The organism is Mycobacterium paraffinicum (genome assembly GCF_025822865.1).
Classification (GTDB): domain Bacteria; phylum Actinomycetota; class Actinomycetes; order Mycobacteriales; family Mycobacteriaceae; genus Mycobacterium; species Mycobacterium paraffinicum.
Genome location: NZ_JACKUR010000010.1, coordinates 94,191 through 115,455, shown reverse-complemented (window position 1 = coordinate 115,455; position 21,265 = coordinate 94,191). Strand labels below are relative to the sequence as shown.

General features: G+C 68.0%; 16 protein-coding genes and 2 pseudogenes. 7 read left to right on the top strand and 11 right to left on the bottom strand.

Annotated elements, in window-relative coordinates; genetic code table 11:
* Positions 1 to 26: 26 nt before the first annotated feature.
* The 6 genes from H7J89_RS00650 to H7J89_RS00625 all read right to left on the bottom strand — a co-directional run bounded on the left by H7J89_RS00650 (position 27) and on the right by H7J89_RS00625 (position 5,574).
* The gene (locus H7J89_RS00650) at positions 27 to 653 is read right to left on the bottom strand and encodes a Dabb family protein (RefSeq protein ID WP_264035645.1); all 627 of its coding nucleotides are present in this window, start codon (positions 651 to 653) and stop codon (positions 27 to 29) included.
* Positions 646 to 993, bottom strand: a complete 348-nt coding sequence (locus H7J89_RS00645) for a hypothetical protein (protein WP_264035644.1) — start codon at positions 991 to 993, stop codon at positions 646 to 648. The genes H7J89_RS00650 and H7J89_RS00645 overlap by 8 nt, the downstream gene beginning before the upstream one ends.
* A 10-nt stretch (positions 994 to 1,003) precedes the next feature.
* Positions 1,004 to 1,822, bottom strand: coding sequence for an IclR family transcriptional regulator (locus H7J89_RS00640; protein WP_264035643.1), 819 nt, complete (start codon positions 1,820 to 1,822; stop codon positions 1,004 to 1,006).
* A gap of 186 nt (positions 1,823 to 2,008) precedes the next feature.
* On the bottom strand, positions 2,009 to 3,475 hold the full coding sequence (locus H7J89_RS00635; RefSeq protein ID WP_264035642.1) for an FAD-dependent oxidoreductase: 1,467 nt from the start codon (positions 3,473 to 3,475) through the stop codon (positions 2,009 to 2,011).
* Positions 3,472 to 4,380, bottom strand: coding sequence for a biphenyl-2,3-diol 1,2-dioxygenase (bphC, locus tag H7J89_RS00630; RefSeq protein WP_264035641.1), 909 nt, complete (start codon positions 4,378 to 4,380; stop codon positions 3,472 to 3,474). The genes H7J89_RS00635 and bphC overlap by 4 nt, the downstream gene beginning before the upstream one ends.
* Before the next feature lie 9 nt (positions 4,381 to 4,389).
* Positions 4,390 to 5,574 (bottom strand): acyl-CoA dehydrogenase family protein, encoded by a 1,185-nt coding sequence (locus H7J89_RS00625; protein ID WP_264035640.1) that lies wholly within the window; start codon positions 5,572 to 5,574, stop codon positions 4,390 to 4,392.
* A 191-nt stretch (positions 5,575 to 5,765) separates the two neighbouring features.
* Between H7J89_RS00625 and H7J89_RS00620 the strand changes: the two genes are divergently transcribed.
* Genes H7J89_RS00620 through H7J89_RS00610 form a run of 3 tightly spaced genes read left to right on the top strand, consistent with a single transcriptional unit; the run spans position 5,766 to position 8,792 of the window.
* Positions 5,766 to 7,382 carry a flavin-containing monooxygenase gene (locus H7J89_RS00620; RefSeq protein ID WP_264035639.1) on the top strand — a complete coding sequence of 539 codons (1,617 nt, stop codon included), beginning with the start codon at positions 5,766 to 5,768 and terminating at the stop codon, positions 7,380 to 7,382.
* Positions 7,379 to 8,179 carry a mycofactocin-coupled SDR family oxidoreductase gene (locus tag H7J89_RS00615; protein ID WP_264035638.1) on the top strand — a complete coding sequence of 267 codons (801 nt, stop codon included), beginning with the start codon at positions 7,379 to 7,381 and terminating at the stop codon, positions 8,177 to 8,179. Before H7J89_RS00620 ends, H7J89_RS00615 begins: the two co-directional genes overlap by 4 nt.
* 16 nt (positions 8,180 to 8,195) lie before the next feature.
* On the top strand, positions 8,196 to 8,792 hold the full coding sequence (locus H7J89_RS00610) for a PaaI family thioesterase (protein WP_264035637.1): 597 nt from the start codon (positions 8,196 to 8,198) through the stop codon (positions 8,790 to 8,792).
* A 5-nt stretch (positions 8,793 to 8,797) separates the two neighbouring features.
* On the opposite strand, the gene H7J89_RS00605 is transcribed toward H7J89_RS00610, so the two are convergent.
* Complete coding sequence (locus tag H7J89_RS00605) at positions 8,798 to 13,288, bottom strand: HAD-IC family P-type ATPase (RefSeq protein ID WP_372513680.1); 4,491 nt, start codon at positions 13,286 to 13,288, stop codon at positions 8,798 to 8,800.
* 354 nt (positions 13,289 to 13,642) lie between these two features.
* On the opposite strand from H7J89_RS00605, the pseudogene H7J89_RS00600 reads away from it, so the two are divergent.
* Positions 13,643 to 14,120: pseudogene (locus tag H7J89_RS00600) on the top strand (nuclear transport factor 2 family protein).
* Positions 14,121 to 14,196: 76 nt separating this feature from the next.
* Here H7J89_RS00600 and H7J89_RS00595 read toward each other — a convergent pair.
* The 3 genes and pseudogenes from H7J89_RS00595 to H7J89_RS00585 form a co-directional block, all read right to left on the bottom strand.
* A complete protein-coding gene (locus H7J89_RS00595) occupies positions 14,197 to 15,066 on the bottom strand; it encodes an alpha/beta fold hydrolase (RefSeq protein WP_264035636.1) in 870 nt (289 codons plus the stop codon).
* Between the two features lie 41 nt (positions 15,067 to 15,107).
* Positions 15,108 to 16,498: pseudogene (locus tag H7J89_RS00590) on the bottom strand (WS/DGAT/MGAT family O-acyltransferase).
* 182 nt (positions 16,499 to 16,680) lie between these two features.
* Positions 16,681 to 17,148: a nuclear transport factor 2 family protein gene (locus H7J89_RS00585; RefSeq protein WP_264035635.1), complete on the bottom strand. Its 468-nt coding sequence runs from the start codon at positions 17,146 to 17,148 to the stop codon at positions 16,681 to 16,683.
* Positions 17,149 to 17,224: 76 nt separating this feature from the next.
* Between H7J89_RS00585 and H7J89_RS00580 the strand changes: the two genes are divergently transcribed.
* A complete protein-coding gene (locus H7J89_RS00580; protein WP_264035634.1) occupies positions 17,225 to 18,067 on the top strand; it encodes a transglutaminase-like domain-containing protein in 843 nt (280 codons plus the stop codon).
* Between the two features lie 13 nt (positions 18,068 to 18,080).
* Here the strand turns inward: H7J89_RS00580 and H7J89_RS00575 are convergent, their stop codons facing one another.
* A complete protein-coding gene (locus H7J89_RS00575) occupies positions 18,081 to 18,263 on the bottom strand; it encodes a hypothetical protein (RefSeq protein WP_264035633.1) in 183 nt (60 codons plus the stop codon).
* A 184-nt stretch (positions 18,264 to 18,447) separates the two neighbouring features.
* Between H7J89_RS00575 and H7J89_RS00570 the strand changes: the two genes are divergently transcribed.
* Together H7J89_RS00570 and H7J89_RS00565 are read left to right on the top strand one after the other, a co-directional pair.
* Positions 18,448 to 18,873 carry a PPOX class F420-dependent oxidoreductase gene (locus H7J89_RS00570; protein WP_264035632.1) on the top strand — a complete coding sequence of 142 codons (426 nt, stop codon included), beginning with the start codon at positions 18,448 to 18,450 and terminating at the stop codon, positions 18,871 to 18,873.
* A gap of 48 nt (positions 18,874 to 18,921) precedes the next feature.
* Entirely contained in the window at positions 18,922 to 21,156 is a 2,235-nt protein-coding gene (locus H7J89_RS00565) for a molybdopterin-dependent oxidoreductase (RefSeq protein WP_264035631.1), read from the top strand.
* Positions 21,157 to 21,265 lie beyond the last annotated feature (109 nt).

The window sequence follows — 21,265 nt, the reverse complement described above, 5'->3', positions numbered from 1 at the left end:
TTCGTCGCCTCCACGACGCTCGTCCTTCAGCCGAGAACCGGGCCGTGGCAGGCACAGAAGCTGTGGCAGACGCGGTCGCGGATGATGACGTCGGGGCACTCGGGGTCGAACCAGCGGTCCACGACGGCCCAGTGGATCGGATGCATCAAATACGGCCCCATCAGTCCGTCGACGTCGGAGAATTCTTGCTCGAACACGTGGGTCCAGGCGGAGGTGCCCAGGCTCTCGGACACTCGGCTCAGTTGCCATGCGCGGATGGACGAGACATAGCGCGCCATCGAGGACAGTTCGTGTTCGAAGCGGGCGACCGTGGCGGCCGGCGTATCGGGGGACACCCGAAGCAACAGTGCGCGATACACCGCGCCCGGGGTGTCGCTGCGGCGAACGGGCCTACCCGAATAGTTCGCGCCGTTGACCCGGGTGACTGCGAAGTCGGTGAGAAGAGGGGTGAATCGCCTTAGGGCGAGACCGGCCCGGTCTTCGGCATCGAACCTCAGGTGCAGCAAGATGTCTCCGCCGTTACGCGCCCCCGGCAAAGTCGGCTGCACCACCCAGCGCAACGCTCGGGCGCCGCGGGCGGCCGCCCGCAACGCGGTGAGCATCCGGTCGCGTTCATCTTCGACGACGTCTAACAACCTGGTGACGCTAAACATCGCAAAGCCGGTCCACGTCCTCGGGGGCCGCGGCGAACGATCGCGACCGCTCCTGCACGAGTTCGGTTAGGTTGCACCACCATTCGCCGAGGGCCGGGTCCGGCCTGCCCTTCCACGTCATCTCCCACCACGCCCGCACGGTGGGCAGCGTCCAGGTGATCGTCACGATGTTGGTTTCGTCATCGAACCAGATCGGCGGGCTGACCAGAACATCGCGCAATGTCATCCCACGCTCCCGTGCGCCGGGGGCGTACTCGGCGAGGTAGGCGTCGACGAACCGTCGAGCACAGCCGGGCCGGGTAACCACCCGGTCGATCACGAAGACGTGGCCGTCTGACATGCGCGCGCGCTCACGCGTACTGGAGGGCGGGCCGCGTCGCCGGACCTGCGGGACGCAGCGGGCGCAGCGGCTGCAGGGTTGGAGCGACGCGTTGCGGGCCGTCTTCGACGTTGCGCCAGATGCCCATCGCGGTCATGCGCACCGGGGCCGTCAGTCGCTGGTCGAACATCATGCGGTTCATTGGACCGCACACCGACACGGCGGCCACCGCCTCACTCGGTCCGCCGATCGGTGCCGCCACGCAGCCGAAGCCGAGCAGTGACTCCTCGCGCTCGAACGCGACGCCGTGGGCCCGCACCTTGGCTAGCTCGACGGCCAGCTGGGTGCCGCTGGATATCGAGTATCTCGTCTTCCGAACCCGCAGATCGAGCTCGGCATCCTCATCGCGATAGGCGAGGATCGCCTTGCCGACTGCAGTGCAGTGGGCGGGTTGGCGACTACCCACCCGGGTGGGGATTCTTTGGTCACCGATCTTGTCCAGGTACACAACGTCGGGGCCGTCGAGCACGGCCAGGTGCACGACAAGGCCGGTGGCGCGGTGCAATTCACCCAGCAACGGGCCGGCCGCCCGCACCAGCCGGTCTTGATGCACGGCGAGCGATCCGAGCTCGACGAGTCGCATGCCCAACTCATAATCGCGACCGCTGCGGCGCAGCCAGCGCAGCTGCACCAGGCGTTCGAGCATTCGATGCGCCGACGAGCGCGGCAGGCCGGTGCGCCTGACGATCTGCGCCAGGGTGAGCCGCCCCGGACCCTCGAACGCGTCGAGAACGAGCGATATGCGGTCGATGACTGCCGTGGGGGTAGCGGGTTCAGCGGTACCTGACATCGATCCTCCAAACGTGCCTGACCGATATATTCCTATTAGGAACATAGTTCTACCACAGCGCTGTGGTCGCTGTCACACGACGCGCGGAAACCGCTGGACGGGATCTTTCAGCGCGCGAGCGTAAGCACACTGCGAATTCCTGAGTGATTTTTCGCAGTGTGCTTACGCTCGCGGCCGCGGCTGGGCTCAGCCCTTGGCCGCGGATCGGCCCGCGCGGCGGCCGTAGAAGCTGCCGTCACCGAGCGAGATACCGCTGGCGTAGCCCCACGCGGCCAGTCCGGCGGTGCAGCGCCCGGCGGCGAAGAGACCGGGAATTGGTTCTCCGCTGACGTGGAGCACCTCCGCGTCCAGCGTGGTGGCCAGGCCGCCCAGGGTGAAACCGCCGGTGTTCTCGCGCAAGTCGATGGCGCCGACCGGGGAACCGATGGGCTTCAACCACTCCGGCTTCTTGTGCAGCAGCGGGTCCTCGCCCCGAGCGGCGCCCTCGTTGTAGGCGGCGACGGTCGCCTGCAGGGAACCCGGCGCCAGGCCCATCTCGCGTTCCAGGTCGGCGACGGTGTCGGCCACCCAGGTCGCCGGGCGCAGCATGAACTTCGGCGACCACGACGCCATCGCCTCTTGCTGGGCGTCGTCGTCGATGATCAGGAAGGCGGTGTTGTCCTGCTGGTAGAGCGTGAGCTGGCCGATGCGTCCCGGGTAGGTGTCCTCGGCGACGTAGCGCTGGCCGCGACCGTTGACCAGGATGCCGCGCACCAGTTGCTGGGGGTCGATGAACATTGCGACCTCGGTGGCGTCCATGTGCGCCAAATCGGCGCCCAACGCCTGGGCCATGCGGATCGCCTGCCCGTCGTGCTGCTCGATGGATGCGGCCGGGCGGCCCGCGATTCGCGGGGCGTAACGGGCCACCATCGCGTCGTTGTAGGCGAAGCTGCCGGTCGCAAGCACCACACCCTTGCGCGCCCGGACCGCAATGTCGTTGCCGTACTGTCGCGCGCGGATCCCGACCACCCTGCCATCGGCTTCGACGATGAGGCGCTGGACCCGCACGTCGTAGAGCGCGCGTGCGCCGGCGGCGGTGGCGGTCTCGACGAGCGGCTTCATCAGCATGTAGCCCGCGCTGGCTTCGCCCTGCTTCTTGTTCGACATCTGCGGGACGTGCCCGCGCGGGGCGGGGGAGGCGATCGTGTTGAACGGATAAGCGTTTTCGCCGCCGCTGTACATCAGGCCCTGGTCACCCATTGGTTCCCAGCCGGGCTCGGAAAAGAACTCCGCCTTGAACGGAACGCCGCAACCGACCAGCCAGTCGAAGTGGGCGACGCTGCCGGCGCAGTAGTCGGCGATCCGCTTCTCGTCGGCACCGGGCCCCATCGCGACGTTGAGAAAAGCCACCATGTTGTCGACGGAATCGTCGAAGCCACAGGCCTTTTGCAGGGGCGTTCCCCCGCCGAGGTAGATGAACCCGCCGGCCATCGCCGCCGCCCCGCCCCAGGACCCGGTGCGTTCCAACACCAGCACGTCGGCGCCGGAGCGCGCCGCCTCCACCGCCGCGGCGGCGCCGGCCACCCCGTAGCCGGCGATGACCACGTCGGCCTCGTCATCCCACGACGTGATTGACGCGGCCGGGACCGGCGTGACCTCGGTATCCGGCGTCATAGCCGCATGGCCGCGGGCATTTCGCCGATCCACTGGTGGCCCCAGTAGCTGTCGGCGGTGATTTCCTCTGCGGTGTAATAGGTTTCGTCGACGCGCATGCCGTCGGTGCCGAACTCGATGTCCCAGTCACCGGGCGCGCGGACGTAGAACGACACCATCTTGTCGTTGGTGTGCCGGCCCAGCGTGGAGGACAGCTGGAAGCCCTCGGCGTTCACGCGGTCCAGCGCCTGGCCGACGGCGTCGAGGCTGTCGACCTCCACCATGATGTGCACCAGGCGGGGGTCGCGCTGATGTGCGGCAGGCACGATCGCCAGGCTGTGGTGGCGTTCGTTGATGCCAAGGAAGCGAACCCGCACGGGCCCAAACTCTTTCGGCAGCGGCACCCGGAACGCGCCGCGGGCGCGGAAACCCAGCACCTCGGTGTAAAAGTCGAACAGCCCGCCCGGGTCGGTCGCCGGCACGACCACATGGCCCAGGCCCTGGTCGCCGGTGACGAATTTCGCACCGAACGGGGTGACGACGGGGCTGTGGTCGAGCACCGCGCCATGGAAGACCTCGAGCGCGGTGCCGGCCGGGTCCTCGAACGTGATCACCTCTTCCACGCGGCGGGCCTCGGCCTCGTCGGCGGACAGTTGCTTGAACGGGGTCCCCGCGGCGTCCAGGGTCGCCTTGACCCGTTGCAGCGCTGGGCGGTCACGGACCTCCCAGCCGACGGTCAGCACCCGGTCGGTCTCACCGGGCACCACGATGAGCCGGGCGGCGCGCTCGTCCATCCGCAAGTAGAGCGCCTCCGGGTCGGGACCCTTGCCCTCGGCGAAACCCAGTACACCGAAGGCGAATTGCCGCCAGCGGTCGATGTCGTTGGTCGAAATGGTGATGTAGCCCAGGCTTTTCAGGTCGGTCAACGTGCTCTCCTAGATCAAAGCCCGCAGGGGGCCCTCGGGCGGATCGATACCCAGCGAACTCAGCGCCGACGCGTGATAGGTCGTGCCCGGCATGTGGATGGCGTGCAGCTGGCCGACGTGCACATCGCGCCAATACCGTTGCAGCGGCTTGTCCATCCGGGCTGCGTTGCCGCCCGAGCGGGCGAAGATCTCGTCGACCGCCGCCACCGCGCGCCACACCGCACGGATCTGGGTGCGCCGGCCGGCCGCGCGGTCGGCGAACGACACCTCCTTGCCCGCGGCGACCATGTCGTAGATGCGGTCGGCGTTGGCCAGCAGTTCCTGGCGGGCGGCATTGACGTCGGCGGCCGCCTCGCCGATGGCGAACATGACGTAGGGGTCGTCCTTGATCGCGGTGCCGGTGGCGCCGACGCGCTCGCGCTGGTAGTCCAGGTGCGCGGCGAGCGCCCCCTCGGCGATGCCGATCGTCGCAGCCGAGATGCCCAGCGGGAACATCGTCGACCACGGCATCAGATACAGCGGCTCGGTCATGCCCGCCTCGCGCTGGGCGGTGCCGTCCATCACCTTTGTCGCGTCCATCGTCCGGTAGGACGGGACGAACGCATCCTTGACGATGACGTCCTTGGAGCCGGTTCCACGCAGCCCCACCACGTTCCACGAGTCCTCAACGATCTCGTAGTCCGTGCGCGGCAGGATCATATGCAGCATCTGCGGCGGCATGATCGGAATGCCCTTGTCGTCGCCCAGCATCGCGCCCAGGATGATCCAGTCGCAGTGGTCGGTGCCCGAGCTGAACTGCCAGCGGCCGTTGAAGATGTAGCCGCCGTCGACGGGTTTGGCCACCCCCTGCGGGGCGTATGGCGAGGCCATCCACGTGTCGACGTCGTCGGCCCAGATTTCGGCGGCGACCCTCGGGTCCGCGTAGGCCAACTGGTAGGGGTGCACGCCGACCACGCCGACAATCCAGCCGGCCGCCGGGTCCAGCGCCGCGGTCGCCATCGTCGTCTCGGCGAACTCGCGGGGATGGACCTCGAAGCCCTGATATTGCTTGGTTTGCAGCAGCCGGATCAGGCCGGCGCCCTTCATCAGCTTGACCGTGTCATCGGTGAGCCGGCCGATCCGCTCGGCCTCGGGGGCCTGGTCGCGCAACTGGTCCGCCATCGCCACGACCCGGTCGAGTACCCGTTCGCTCATGTTGGTGTCCTTTACGTCTGGGGCTTAGTAATGGTCTACCGCAGTTCGTGCCTCAGCCGAAGCGCTTCCCGATGAGCGGAAGCAAAAGCGCTCAGAATTGCACCGCGGTGCTCAAGGCCGAGACAACGTCACCTCAGTGTCCGGTGACCGGGAACCGGCCCCGGCGGTCGAGGTGGCAGGCCATACCGTCCGTGCCTGTGAGTAGCGCGGAGCTGGTCGACGTCGTCGTGGTCGGCGCAGGGTTCGCCGGCCTCTACGCCCTGCACAAGCTGCGCGGTCAGGGACTGTCGGTGCGGGTCCTGGAGGCGGCGCCGGAGCTGGGCGGCACCTGGTACTACAACCGCTATCCGGGGGCGCGCTGTGACGTCGAAAGCGTCGATTACTGCTATTCCTTCTCCGATGAACTGCAGCAAGAGTGGAACTGGACCGAGAAGTACGCGACCCAGGCGGAGATCCTCGCGTACCTGAACTGGGTGGCCGACAAACTCGACCTGCGCCGTGACATCGCTTTCCGCACTCGCGTCGTGTCCTTGGCACTACACGAAACAACGCTGCGCTGGGCGGTTACCACCGACCGCGACGAGGTGCTGTCCGCCCGGTTCTGCCTGATGGCGACGGGCCCGCTGTCAGCCGCTTTGACGCCAAACTTCCACGGCCTCGAGTCGTTCGCAGGCGAGATTTACCACACCGCCGCGTGGCCACAGCATGCCGTCGATTTCACGGGAAAGCGGGTCGCCGTCATCGGCACCGGTTCGTCTGGCATTCAATCGATTCCGATCATCGCCGAACACGCCGAGCATCTCTTCGTCTTCCAGCGCACGCCCAACTACAGTGTCCCGGCCGGCAATAAGCCGTTGCTCAAAAGGGAACTCGACGACATCAAGGCGAACTACGCAGAACGGCGGCGGCTCTCGTGGCGCAGCGGCGGCGGGTCACCACACATCACGGCGCCGAAGCCGACCATGGAGTTCACGCCGGAGGAACGCCGGGCGGCGTTCGAGAAGCGTTGGCAGCTGGGCGGTGTGCTGTTCTCGAAGACGTTCCCGGACCAGATGACCGACTTGACCGCCAACGAAGAAGCCCGGAAGTTTTACGAGGAGAGGGTGCGCGCGGTCATCGACGACCCGGCGCTGGCCGACCTGCTTATTCCCACTGATCACCCGATCGGTACGAAGCGGATCTGCACCGACAGCAATTACTTCAGCACCTTCAACCGGCCGAACGTCTCGCTCATCAGCGTGCGCGACACACCGATCGAATCCGTGGACACCACGGGGATCAGAACCGCTGGCGCGCACTACGACGTCGACATGATCGTGCTGGCGACGGGTTTCGACGCCCTCACCGGTGCGCTGGCCAAGATCGACATCGTCGGACGCGGTGGTCGTCGGTTGCGGGACGACTGGGCCCAGGGACCGCGCACCTACCTGGGGCTCGCCGTCGACGGATTTCCCAACCTGTTCCTGATCTCCGGCCCCGGGGCGCCCGCCGTGCTGGCGAACATGGTGCTGCATGCCGAGGCGCAGGTGAATTGGATCGCCGCAGCCATTGCTTACCTCGATGCCCACGGGCTTTCCGCGATCGAAGCGACCCGCGACGCCGTCGACGGCTGGGGAGCCGAATGCGCCCGCCTTGCCGAGGCCACGCTGTTCACCAAGGCGGAGTCCTGGTACATGGGCGCCAACGTGCCCGGAAAACCAAGGGGATTCATGCTATTCGTCGGCGGATTCGCCACTTATAACGACATCTGCGACGAGGTGGCCGGGACCGGGTACCCGGGCTTTGATCTCGTCAAGAGGCCACGATGAAGAGACTGCTTGACAAGGTAGTGCTGGTCACCGGTGCCGCCAAAGGTACGGGACGGGTGCATTGCCAGCGCGTCGCCGACGAGGGCGCAAATGTGATCGCGCTCGATGCCGCCGCAGCCAGCACCGAGTTGCTCGACACCGCAAAGGATGTCGAAAACCGCGGTCGACGCTGCGTGCCGGGCGTTGCCGACGTTAGTGACCTGGAGGCCGTGGCGAAGGCCGTTAACGCCGGCGTCACCGAGTTGGGGCGACTCGACGTCATCGTCGCCAACGCGGGGATCCATATCGCGGGCGGCCCCACATGGGAACTCGACCCCCAGGACTGGCATCGCACGCTCGACATCAACCTGACCGGCGTATGGCACACGGTCAAGGCTGGCGTACCGCACATCGGTGAGGGTGGCGCCATCGTGATCATCAGTTCGACCAATGGTCTTCGCGGGACGCCCAATACGGCGCATTACACCGCGAGCAAGCACGCGGTGGTGGGGCTGGCTCGCACTCTCGCGAACGAACTCGGGCCTTCCGGCGTCCGGGTCAACACGGTTCATCCCGGGGCGGTCGCGACCCCGATGGTGCTCAACGACAGGACGTTTCGACGCTTACGCCCAGACCTCGAGAACCCCACCGCCGCGGACGCGGCGGAAGTGCTGCGGGCGCGCAACCTGCTGCCGGTGCCGTGGGTGGAGCCAGTCGACGTGGCGAACGCCGTGGTGTTCCTGGCCTCAGACGAGGCCCGCTACATCACGGGCACCCAGCTCGTGGTGGACGCCGGGCTTACGCAGAAGGCGACATGAGCGGGCGAACGAAAAAGTGACCGCAAACAATGGCAGCGACGCACCGGAGTATGAGCCGCTCGCCCAGTCCGTTCGCCGACTGATCGACGCGACGATCCGCACCGAGGCCGGCGCCGGTACCGTTGCGGCGGCGAAGACGCACATCGATTGCGCGGTGGAGCAATTGAGCGAAAGCCTCATGCCGGGGTCATTCGGTGTTCGCGATCCGGTCGACGGCCAACCCGTGACCTCCGGCAACGTCATGATCGGCGCACGCAACCCGGTCGCTCCTCCGCCGACAATTCACCGCGGCGCCGGTGGTGTGGTGTGGACCGAGATCACATTGGGCGCCGCGTACGAAGGGCCACCGGGACACGTCCATGGGGGAGTGTGCGCGTTGGTCCTCGATCACATCCTGGGCGCGACCGCGCACGAACCCGGCCGACCGGCCTATACCGGCACGCTCACGCTGCGCTATGTCCGGGGCACTCCGCTAGGTCTGGTGCGGGCAGAAGCGTGGGTCGACCGCGTCGAGGGCGTGAAGACCTTCGCGAAGGGGCAGATCACCGATAGCCAGGGAATCACGGTCACCGCGGAAGGCGTGTTCATAACGCCGCGCGGTGACCGCCACTGAAGGTCTCACGGGCGATCGGTGACGACCTCTAGCGAAATCCGATGCTGTTGTCGATCCACCAATTTCAGCGCACGCGCGGCCTTAGCGGGAGCCATCAGAATCGCGGTATGCGGCGCCCGCGGGCCGCTGTGCGGCGGTGGTTGTGGAGCCGATTTTGCGGGCTCATCGAGTTCCGGGTCATCGGTGAGCGGCGACTCCTGGTCGCGGCGGCCCGACCGCAATTGATTCGTGGCGGCGACGGCGAGGACCGCGGCCGCGGCGGTGCCCAGCCCCTGTGCCCAGCCCAAAGGGCCGACCGGTGTGCAGCCCAGGAGTTGGCTGATCCCCGGGGTGCTGATCATCGCGGTGAAAGCTGCGAACGAGCCGGCCGCGGTGAGCAGCACCAGCGGCGCGTGCGAGTCGACCACCGTCTGGCCCAGCTCGACCGCGACCAACGAGATCAGCGCGACCGTGGAGGCCCGCTGCGGTAGCCCGGTGACCGAGGCCATCACCCAGGCCGTCGTGGCGGCGGTGGCGGTGAGCGCTCCGCGCGCGGCCACGGTTCGCATGAGCGCGCGTTCGTCGATGCCGCTCCCGACGCGTCGCACCGGCCCCGCGGGCGTGCTGACGGCGACGGCGGTCGCGGGTAGCGCGTCGGTGAGCGTGTTGATCAGCAGCAGCTGGCGGGTGTTCAGCGGCGAGGTCCCGGCGATCGCCGTGCCGATGACGGAGAAGATCACCTCGCCGGCGTTGCCGCCGAGCAGGCCGGCCACGGCCGCCTGGACTCCGCGCCACAGTCGGCGGCCCTCGTCGATGGCGGCGACGAGCGTCTCGATGCGCCCGTCGGTGAGCACCAGGTCGGCGGTCGTGTGCGCGGAGTCGCTGCCGCGCGCGACCACACCGACACCGACGCTCGCCGCCCGGATCGCGGCGGCGTCGTTGGCGCCGTCGCCGACCATGGCGCACACCCGCCCGGCGCGCTCGAGCGTCTGGACGACCTGCACCTTGTTCTCCGGCGACATCCGGGCGAAGATCACCCGTTCGGTCACTGCGCGCTGCTGATCCTGCCGGGACAGGGCGTTCCATTCGGACCCGGTGATCACCTCGTTGGCGCACACCGTGACCCCCAGCTCGCGGGCGATCGCGGTGGCGGTGACGGGATGGTCGCCGGTGATCAGCCGGATCGCCACGCCACGGTCGGCCAGGGCGGCCAGCAACTGTGGCGCCTGGGGGCGCGGGGTGTCCGAGAGGCCGAGGAATCCGGTGAGCGTCAGCCCGGCGCCGCACACCGCGGTGATGCGGTCGGGGTCTTTCCGCGCCGACCGCGCCTGTGCCGCGGTCAGGCGGCGCTGTGCCACGGCGATCGTTCGCAGTCCCGCGGTCGTCAGGGCGGTGACCGCGTCGTCCACGTCTGCGCCGACGTCACCGCACGCCGCCAAGACCACTTCGGGTGCGCCCTTGACGGTCAGCTGCGTGCCCGTCACCGAGGCCGAGAAAGCCCGGCCGGACCGGAACGGCAGATGCGCGTCGGGTTCGGGCCGCGAACCGGCATCCGCCACCGCGTCGGCCGCCTTGATGATGGCCTCGTCGGTGGCGTGCACGTGCGGGTTGCCGTCGTCGGCCGGTGCGGCCTGGGCGGCGCACCGCAAAACGTCCTCGCGGGAATGCCCCATAATCGGGTGCACCTCGGCGACGCGAAGTCGGTTCTCGCTCAGCGTTCCGGTCTTGTCGAAGCAGACCACCTCGACGCGCCCGAGCGCCTCGGTCGCCCGCGGCACCCGGACGAGCGCCCCGCATTCGCCCAGCCGTTGCGCCGAGGCCGATTGGGCAAGGGTGGCCATCAGCGGCATGCCCTCGGGGACGGCCGCCACGGCGACTGCGATGGCGCTGCCCAGCGCTTGGCGCAGCCCGCCGGCGCGCAACAGGCTGAGCCCGCCGACCAGAACGCCGCCGCCCGCGCTGAACGGGAACGCGCGTCTCATCAGTCGGCTGAGCTGATGGTGCAGGCCGACGGTCGGCAGGTCACCGGAGGCCAGTTCGGCCGCGCGGCGGGTCTGGGTGTCAGCCCCGACGGCGGTCACCACCGCCACCGCTGTGCCGGCCACCACGGTGGTTCCGGCGTAGATCATGCAGCGGCGCTCGGCCAGTTCGGCCCCGGGCGTGGCCTCGACCTGCTTCTGGACCGACAGCGATTCACCGGTCAGGGAGGACTCGTCGACCTCGAGGTCGTGCGCCTCGATCACCCGAGCGTCGGCGGGCACCACCTCGTCGCTGCGCACCTCGATCACGTCGCCGGGCCGCAGCTGCTCGACGACGACTTGGCGGTAGCCGCGCGCGGCATTCGTACCCGGGGTGACGACGCGGGCAGGCGGGGCCTGCTGGGCGAGCAGGCGGTTCAGCCGGTTCTCGGCCCGCAGCTGTTGGGCGGTCGACAGCAAGGCGTTTCCGGTCAACACGGCCCCGACCATGATCGCGTCGGCCGGTGAGCCCAGCAGCGCTGTTGCCGCCGAACACAACCCGAGGATCGGCGTCAACGGATCACCGGTCAGTTCCGCGGCGGCGGCCCTGGCGAACTCCCACGCCGCGGCGGGGAACCGCGTGCCCTCCGATGCGGGCTCGGTCGCGGCCGAGGACTCCTCGGGGTCATGCAATGCCGCCAACACCTCGCGGACCTGCTCAGCCGACATCGCGTGCCACTCGTAGGCCGGCGCCGGCCGGGGTGTCGAAGCGTGAATCGCGCTGCGGGCCAACAGGTATCCGGACAGGATTCCCGCGACGGCGCCGACGGTCACCGGGCCAGGCCCGCGCAACCGGCGCACCCCGGGCACCATGAACAGCGCGCCCAGCGCCGAAGCACCCACGGATATCGCGATACCCTGCTGACTCGCCGTTCGGGCCGCGGGCAACGCATGCAACACCCGCCACGCTCCGGCCAGGTCGTCCAGCATCAGGTCCGCATTCCAGGGCGGCGGCCCGCCTGCGCTCGGACTGATTCCCAACGCCACGTCGGCGCCCGAAAGCGCTTGTGCGGCAAGCGAGGACAGCACCGCGACGGTGTGCCCGTCATGTTGCAGATCCGAAACCGCTTCGGCGAGTGCACGATCGATGCCGGCGTCACCGACTGGCAGGACATCGTCGAAGGCGGGACGCAAGTCGCCGAGCAGGTCGGTGTCGACCGACACCAGGCGCGCCCCGGAGTCACGCGCCCGGGTGATCAGGGCCGATGCGAGCGGGTGAGGAGCTGGTGCGACGAGCGCTTCGACGGTATCGCTGCCCCCTTGCTCGTCGGTTGCAGCCACGGGAATCGGGTGCCAGCCCGGGGCCGGGCCGTCGTCGAGCAGTTCCTGGGCGCGGGTCCAGGCGGCGAGCATCTCGGCGTCGCGAGCACCGCGCACGCGCACCACCCGCATCCTCTCGTCGCACAGCACGCGCGGATCGATGAGCAGCGCATCGACTTTGTCGAGCCGGCGCAAACCCTCCGGCCGCAGCGGCAGCACCGCGTGCTTGTCCGCCAAGCCCCGGCCCAGCGTGGCCGCAAACGCCTCGTGCGAAGTGCGCATGGCCTTGGGCGACGCCGCCAGCGCCGCACTCGAGGCCATCGTCACGTTGCGGGTGAGGGCCCCCGTCAGCCCGACACCGATCAGCTGCACCCACGCCACACGCTTCCCATGACGGTCGACCGGGCCGGCCGGCGCGGGAACCGGGCGCGGCAACCGCTGCATCTCAGGCTCGTCGGCGTACCGGGCCAACTCCGGCTCATAACGGGCCCACGCCCGCGCCGCGGCCCGGCACTCGGCGGCCTTGAAGGCCTGCATCGCCAGGTCGACCGACAGCTTCACCGGTGACAACGTGACGACATGCGCCGTCGTCCCCAGCATTGATAACGCGGTGTCGGTCGCGCCGGGGCCGATGCCGCCCTCGAGCAGGCGACGCACCCACGGTTGATAATTCGCGATCGCCGACACCGCCTCGACGGCGATCGGGGCCGCCGGCAGTCGCAACGCCCGACCGGCCACCGCGACCGCGAACCCGGCGGCGTTGACCGCAACCATCGCGCCGCGGGTGGCCAGCAGCAACCCGTCGCCCGGCAAGCTTTCGGCACGCCTGGAATCGCTTACACCGTCGGGGTTTTCGATATCGTCGAGCGCGGCGCACAGCTCGTCGAGCGATGCCCCGCCCTCGTCGATCTCGACGACCACCCGCGACAGCGGACGGTTCAGGCTGACCTTCGTGACCCCTGGCCGCGCCCGCAGCGCATCGACGGCGGCGCGGCCTCGTGCCGGCCCGCCCGTGCCGTCGAGGCCGCGCACCTCGATCCACAGGCGGCCGTCGCCGCGCCCGCACCTCCGGGTCAGCGTGGACCGCGAGAGCTCACCCGAGAGCACCTGTGCGCCCACCCGGACCGGCAGCGCGGCAACGTCGAGGCCGGCGGTCGCCAGCCTGCCTACCGCGTCGCCAAGTCCCGCGGCGGCCCCGAGTCCCGTCGACACCACCCGCAGCGGTGAAAGCTGTCGCACGCGCAACCCCTTTCACGCATGTGACGAATGGATTTCGCGGTTTTCCGCGAGGGAGGCCGCCGACCGACGCTGGCCGCGACCGCAAACCCGACCAACCTAACCCGCGGTCAAGGGGCCAGCAACTTGAGATGGATCCGCGTAACGAACATGTAAATAGTGATCGCGGCTGTTCGGGGGTTTCGATCAAAATGTTCGGGTCGCCTGATTCAAAGATTGAGCAAACCCCCATGGGTCGTTGCGGTTACGCCCGCTACGGATTGAAGCCCGTCAGCCCTTGATGCTCATGCCGTCCGCCCTAGCGTGTGGGGAATTGGTAGTGTCCGCTGCCGCGATCCCGACGATGAGGAGAAAATCATGACCGCTCTCGACGAGTTGGCGACTCGGCTGCGCCGGCTCGAGGACGAACGCGATATCGCGCGGCTGATCGCCTCGTACGGTCCGGCGGTCGACGCGGGGGATCCCGATGCGGCCGCGCGGTTGTGGGCACACGACGGAATCTACGACGTCGACGGCCGGCGCATGGAGGGCCGGGGCGGAGGTACACGCCATGGTGAGCTCGTCGGCCCACCAGAACCTGGTGGCCAACGGATGCGGCCACTTCCTCGGGCCCTGCGTCGTCACGGTCACCGGCGACTCGGCAGTGGCGGTGTGCGAGTCCTTGGTCCTGGTTCGCGACGGAGAGGGTTATCGCGTATGGCGTTGCGCCGCAAACCACTTCACGCTGCGGCGGATCGACGGCCAGTGGTGGATCGACGTCCGTACCACCCGTGTCCTGGACGGCAATCCCGACGCACGCGACCTGTTGAGCCGAGGCCTGGCCGGGGCGGTCTAGTCCCGATGGTGGCGACCCGTCCCCCGCAAGCGGGAGGTGCCCCCCTCGCCCGGCTGCACCGCGCTCGCGATCACCACTAGCGGGAGAGAAACGCCAGGACGGTGCTCTCGAACGCCTCCCGGGCTTCGATCATCGCCCAGTGGCCGGAGTTGGGGAAGACGTGCAGCTCCGCGTTGGGGATGGTGCGCATCGGGATGAGCGCCATGTCCGGCGGGCTCACCCGATCGTCGCGTCCCCATGTCAGCAGGGTGGGCGCGGTCAACTTGTGCATGACGGCCCACGGTAGTGGGCGGTCGGAGGCGGCCATCGCGGCGTTCATGGCGGCGAAGGCCGCCTTCCCGTACATGCGGCGCGCGGCGGCCAACGTGTCCGGGTCGGTGGCCAGCTCCCAGCGTTCCTCGACCAGTTCCTCGGTGATCAGCGCCTGGTCGTAGACCATCGACTTGAGCCAGTCCACCAGCCGCTGGCGGGTTGGGTCCTCGACGAACTCCTGCAGCAGCCGGATGCCCTCGCTGGGGCTCGGGCTGAAGATGTTGGTCCCGATGCCGCCGATGGTCACCAACCGGTGGACGCGGTCCGGGTTGTGGGTGGCGAAGTTGATGCCGACGCCGCCCCCCATCGAGTTCCCGACGATGTGCACCCGCTGGACACCGAGTGCGTCCAGGAGCGGTGACACCGTGCCGAAGGCGGTGACCATCGGGTGGCCGCCGAAATCGTCGCTGACGCCGAAGCCGGGAAACTCCAGGATCAGGCAGCGAAACCGTTCGGCGAACGCGGGCAGTATGCCGCGGAAGTTGCGCCACCCCGTGACGCCCGGTCCCGAGCCGTGCAGGAACAGCAACACCGGAGCGGATTCCGGGCCGCAGTCGTAGTAGCGCAAAGCGCCCTTGGGAGTGCTGATTTCGCGCAGGTCCTGCTGCGTAACGGTGTCTGCCACGGGTGCCACCTTGCCATGCCACGGCGGCGTGGCCCTACAGGGTTGGCGGCTCAGGCTTGGTCGTGCCCTGGCTCGCTGCAATTCAGCAGCTCTTTGAGCGCCGCGGGACACGCGTCGGCGAGGTCCCAGAGGTCGGCAACCAGGTCGGGGCAGGAAATGAGGCCGACGCCGAGTCGGCCGTTGAGCGACATGACGGTGATGTTGAGACCCGCACCGGCGATGATCGGGCCGAGCGGATACATGGCGTCGACCCGGCAGCCCATGAAATAGAGCTGTTCCTGCGGCCCGGGCACGTTGGACAGCACCAGGTTGTGCGGCGGCTTCTCCGGCAACGGGATACGGGGCAGCAGCTTCATCGCGGCGCCGAACATGGTCTGGCCGGCCACCTGCGTCCAGTCCTGCAGCAGGCTGGAACCCATGGCGGCGGCATGGTCCTTGGCCGCGGCGTTGCCGTGCGCGATGCTGCTCAGCCGTTCGGCCGGATCGTCGATGTGGGTTTCGAGGCGGCAGAGCATCCAGGTGGTCTGGTTGCGGCCCGGCCGGTCGGATTTGCCGCGCACCGAGACCGGCACGCTGGCCACCATCGGGCTGTCCGATAGTTCGTTGCGGTCCAAGAAGAACTGTCGCAGTGCGCCCGCGCACAGGGCCGTCACCACATCGTTGATGGTGACTCCGAACCTGCTTTTGACCTGCTTGACGTCCTCGAGGTCAAGCGACGTAAACGCGACGTTGCGGCGCCGAGTGAATGGACCGTTGAACGCCGTGGACGGTGCGGCGAACGGGGCGGCCATCGTGGGTCCGCCGCCCCGGGCACGGAGAATCGTTTGCGCCAGCGTCAGGACGGTTGCCGGCACTACTTTGGCAAGGCGCCACGGCCGCAACCCGGCCCCGATGAGGCCCGCCGCGGCGATCTGAAGCGGATGCGCCGCGCCCACCCGGGCGGCGGGTTCCGGGGGCGGAGCGTCCGGCGCGGTGCTGCACAACTGGGCCAGCAGGTTGGCCCCGCCGATCCCGTCGACCACCGCGTGGTGGGCCTTGAGGACGACCGACAGCGCGCAGCCGTGCAGGCCCTCGATCACCCACATCTCCCACAACGGGCGATCGCGATCCAGCGCCAGCCCGGCGATGTGCCCGCAGATTCCGCTAACTCCCTGGATCCCCCGGGCGCCGGCAGGGCCACCCGGTGGAGATGGCGCGCCAGGTCGAGACGGTCGTCGTCCACCCAGACCGGGTGGTCGAAGTTCAGCTGGTTGTCGGCCAGCTTGAGGCGGAATTCCGGCACCGCGTCCACCCGCGCCGACAGCGCCTCACGAAACCGGTCGAAGGTGTAACCCCCGGGCAAGTCACCGGGGTCCAGCTCCAGCACGCAGCAAACATTCAACGGCTGCTTCGGGGATTCCAGGTACAGAAAGAACGCGTCTAATCCACTCAGTCGTTGCATTTTCGCTCGTCTCGATTGTGCGGCCATGACCGCTGGTCACGTGACCTGCGCTCAACCCCGGGCCCCACCGGGGAACGCAATCACGGTTGACTGCAATCTCTAGGTGTGATTCCTATCTGTAGCCGTTGAGCGGTCTGCGGCAAACATTTGAGCGAGACATTCAACGAAATTGCCATCGACGTTCATCTCGGCGCAGGACTCAGTCGCCGTGCGACTGCCCTGCCATGCCCCGACCCGGGCGCCGCCCAGTCGGTCGACACCTTGCGATGCTTGATCAGCCAGGCGTCGCCGTGGGGTACCAGGGTGTCGCGATAACGACCGAAAGGGTCGAGGCCGATGTTGGTGAGCACGGTGAAGTACGACGAGACCTGCGCCTGATCGGCATCGAGTGCAGTGAACAGCACGTTGGTGAGGTTGTGCCGGACGACGGGCTTGTCGCGGGCGCCGGCGTCGACGTTCCCGGTGATGCCGCCGAGGAACGTGACGATCGCGGCCCGGCCGCGCAACGGCTCGAATCCGCGTATCTCGAGAACGCCGTCCGGGCAGAACGTCTCCGCAAGGCCCTCGAGGCGGCCCGCGTCGCCGGACCAGTTGTATCTCGCCAACGTGTCGCGGATTCGCTCACGGGCGACCAGTTCCCACGTCTCCACCGTCGTGACTCCTCGCCAGGAGCGCTCTCGCGCTGCGTATCGCCGGGTCTTTGTGTTGGATGACTAGCGTAGGCAGGTGGCGAGCAAGCAGGGGGCGGTCATTACAACAAGCGATCTCAAACGTGTCGTCGGCGCCGACATCGAAGTCGAGGTGACGGCGCCGACGACCCTGGAATTCCAGGTCACCGTGGCCCAGCAGCAGGGTATCGACGTCAGCGAATCGCTGGTGATCACCTTGGACGGCAAGCCAATTCAGCCGCGCGAGATCGTCGGTGAGCACGGCACCCGGATCCATTCCATTGAGGCCGAAGGCGGGATCGTCACGCTGTCGTACTCTGCAACGGTGGCCGGAGAAGCTGCGCCCCCGCCGGTGCGCGACATCGACTTGATCACCTATCTGCGCCCGAGCCGGTACGCGGAGGCCGACAAATTCTTCGGCTTCGCCGCCACAGAATTCCAGCAGTATGCGACCTCGGAGACGCTGCTCGAGAGGGTCTCGTCGTGGGTGGGCACTCGCCTGAATTACGTTCCCGGCTCCAGTGATCCGATCGACGGCGCCACCGACACGTTGCTGGCGGGCGCCGGTGTGTGTCGTGACTACGCCCACCTGGTGATCGCATTGCTGCGGGCGCTGAACGTCCCGGCCCGGCTGGTGGCGGTCTACGCGCCGGGATGTCAGCCGATGGATTTCCACGCGGTGGCCGAGGCATTCGTCGACGGCGCCTGGCGTGTGGTCGACGCGACGTGCCTGTCGCCGCGGCAGTCGATGGTGCGGATCGCCACCGGTCGTGATGCCGCCGACACGGCGTTCCTGGACAACCACAAGGGAGCCATCACGTTGAACAACGCGACGGTCACCGCGGTGGTGGACGGAGAGCTACCCAAGGATTCGGTCGATCAACTGGTGACCCTGTGGTAGCGGCACGGAGAAGTCACCTCACGATGTGGGGCCGGAAGCCTTGTGGGGCGGCCGGTGTCACGCCGTTCAGATCGAAGACGGCGATCAGGGCCCGCAGCAGGGCGGGGGACCAGTCCTCGAACGGTTGCGCGTCCAGTCGGCTGAGGACTTCGTCTCGCAGATAATCGATGCCCGACGGGTGCCGTGGGTCGCTCAACGAGCCAGCTCCCTTCCCGAAGATCTACTGCGTCGACGCTAGGGCCGGGGCGTCGCGCTTGTACAGCCGACTGGTCAAACTCAAATGTGTTTCAAGGGACGCCCTACGCACCACCAACCCGCCACCCGTCCATGCCTATTCCGCACACGGGAATGAATCCCGGCCCGCGGCCGTCACATCACGCATGAAACTTAACGACGCCGCCCGCGATCTGATCGGCAAGGGTGCCGACGCCACCCTGGTCACCCTCAACCCCGACGGCAGCCCCCAGGTCAGCCTGGTCTGGGTCGCTCTGCAGTCGACGCCCGACGGAGACGAACTCGTCACCGCGCACCTCGCCGCCCACAAGAAGGTTCGCAATATCCGTAACGACCCGCGGGTGGCCGTCACCATCGTGTCGCTCGACGGGCCGAGCGCGGGGATGCGGCCGTACCTGTCCATCACCGGCACGGCACGAATCGTCGAGGGCGGCGCGCCGGAGCTTCTCCGGGAGCTCAACCCGATCCTCGGGGACCCGAACATGAAATTCCCGCCGGACGGCGCGCCGCCCGGTTTCCTGACCCGCATCCGCATCGAAAAGGCCGGCGGCATCGGCCCCTGGGCGTCCTGACCCGGATTGCCACTTCCGCGACGGTCAGTAGCGGAATACAGTGGGTGGGTGACGACGGGCGAAGACGGCAGGCATGTGCGCACCTGCCCCCTGTGTGAAGCCATGTGCGGCTTGGAGATTCAGGTCGGCGGCGGCAGGGTCACCAGCATCCGGGGAAACCGCGACGACGTGTGGAGCCGCGGGCACATCTGCCCCAAGGGCGTCTCACTTGCGGCGCTGCACGAGGACCCGGACCGCATCCGCCGGCCCATGATCAGGGTTGACGGTCAGTGGCGGGAGGTCAGCTGGGACGCGGCGTTCCGCCGCTGCACGGAGTTGCTGACGCCGGTGATCGAAAAGTATGGAATCGGGGCGGTCACCGCGTACACCGGCAACCCGCTGGCGCACTCGTTTTCACTGGCCCGGTACGCGGGTGTGCTGATGGGCATGTCCGGCATGCCGATCACGTATTCACCGGGGACGGTCGACCAGTGGCCCAAAAACCTGTCGTCGCACCTGATGTACGGCCTTTGGTGGAACTTCCCGGTGCCCGACATCGAACGCACCGACCTGATGGTGATCATGGGCGCCAACCCCGCCGCGTCGCAGGGGTCCTTGCTGGCCGCGCCCGATGTGATGGGTCTGATCGACCGGATCCGCAAGCGCGGCAAGGTGATCGTGATCGACCCGGTGCGCACGCAGACCGCGGCGCGCGCCGACGAATGGCTTCCCATCGTGCCCGGGACCGATGCCGCGCTGCTGCTGGCCGTGGCGCACACGCTGTTTGAGGAGGGCCTGATCGATCCGGGGCCGCACGTCGACGGTATTGACACGATGCGCCGGGTCGCCGCGGAGTGGCCGCCGGACCGGGTCAGCGCCGTCACCGGCATCGACGAGGACCGCATCCGGCTCTTGGCCCGCGAGCTCGCCGGCACCGAAAAGGCGGTGGTATGCGGCCGAATCGGTCTGTGCAATCAGGAGTTTGGCAGCCTCGCCAGCTGGCTGGTCGACGTCATCAACATCTTGACCGGCCATTTCGACGTTCCCGGGGGAGCGATGTTCCCCAAGCCGGCGGCCTGGTCGATCACCACGCAACCGCTGCCCGGCCTGGAAGGTGGCCTCCCGGAATTCGGCCGCTGGCGCACCCGCGTGCGCGGGGCGAAGGAAGTACTCGGCCAGGCGCCGGTGTCCTGCATGGCCGAAGAGATCGCCACCCCGGGCGAGGGACAGCTAAAGGCCCTCATCACCGTCGCCGGCAACCCGGTGTTGTCCACCCCCGGTGGCGACAAGCTCGACGAAGTCCTGCCGATGCTGGAAGCGATGATCTCCGTTGACCTTTGGCTCAACGAGACGACGCGGCACGCCGATGTGATCCTGCCGGGCCTATCCCCGCTCGAACAACCCCACCACGACGACCTGATCCTGCTGTTCGCCATCCACAGCATCGCGAATTACTCGGCGCCGGTGTTCGATCCGGGGGACCGCCCACACGAATGGGAGATCCTTATCCGGCTGACCGGACTGTGCGCCGGCACGCCGGCCGAAGATGTCGACGTCACGGCGATCGACGACGGCTTCTTCGATTACCTGGCTTTCACCCGCGGCGTCGACGGGGCGGAGATTCGCAAGCTCTATGACCAGGGCGGTCCCGAGCGCATGCTGGACCTCACGCTGCGAACCGGGCCCTTCGGGGACCATTACGGGAAAAACCCGGGCGGGCTCACGCTGGATCTGCTGAAGGCCAACCCGAACGGGATCGACTTCGGCCCGATGGTCCCGCAGCTGCCGGACATCCTGGGCACCCCCGACAAGAAGATCCGGCTTGCCCCGCAATACCTGCTCGACGACCTGCCCAGGCTGGCCGCCCGGATGGAACGACCGGCCGAACCGCTCGTTCTGGTGAGTCGCCGGCACCTGCGCTCGAACAACACCTGGCTGCACAACGTGCCGGCGCTGATGAAGGGAAAGGTCCGGTGCACGTTGCTGATTCACCCCGATGACGCGGCCCGCTGCGGCATCGAGGACGGCGCTGTCGTCACCGTGAAATCGGCCGCCGGGGAAATCAAAGTGCCGGTCGAGGTCACCGACGCGATCAAACCCGGCGTGGTGTCGATGCCGCACGGCTGGGGCCATGGCAAGCCGGGCACCCGCATGGCGGTGGCCAACAGCTCCCCGGGCGCCAACACGAATGTGCTCTCCCTGCCGACGTTTATCGACGAGCCGTCCGGCAACGGCGCGCTCAACGGCATCCCGGTGACGATCATCGACGATCAAGCCCGATTCCGGTCCGCGCAAACAATCTAGTCGCGTGGGCCTGCTGCCCCCGGCCTCCCCCTCGCTTGGTTAACGCTAAGTGCAGGAATGTGGTTCATCTCACCTGGATGACACTCCGATGAACCACTGAGCGCACCCC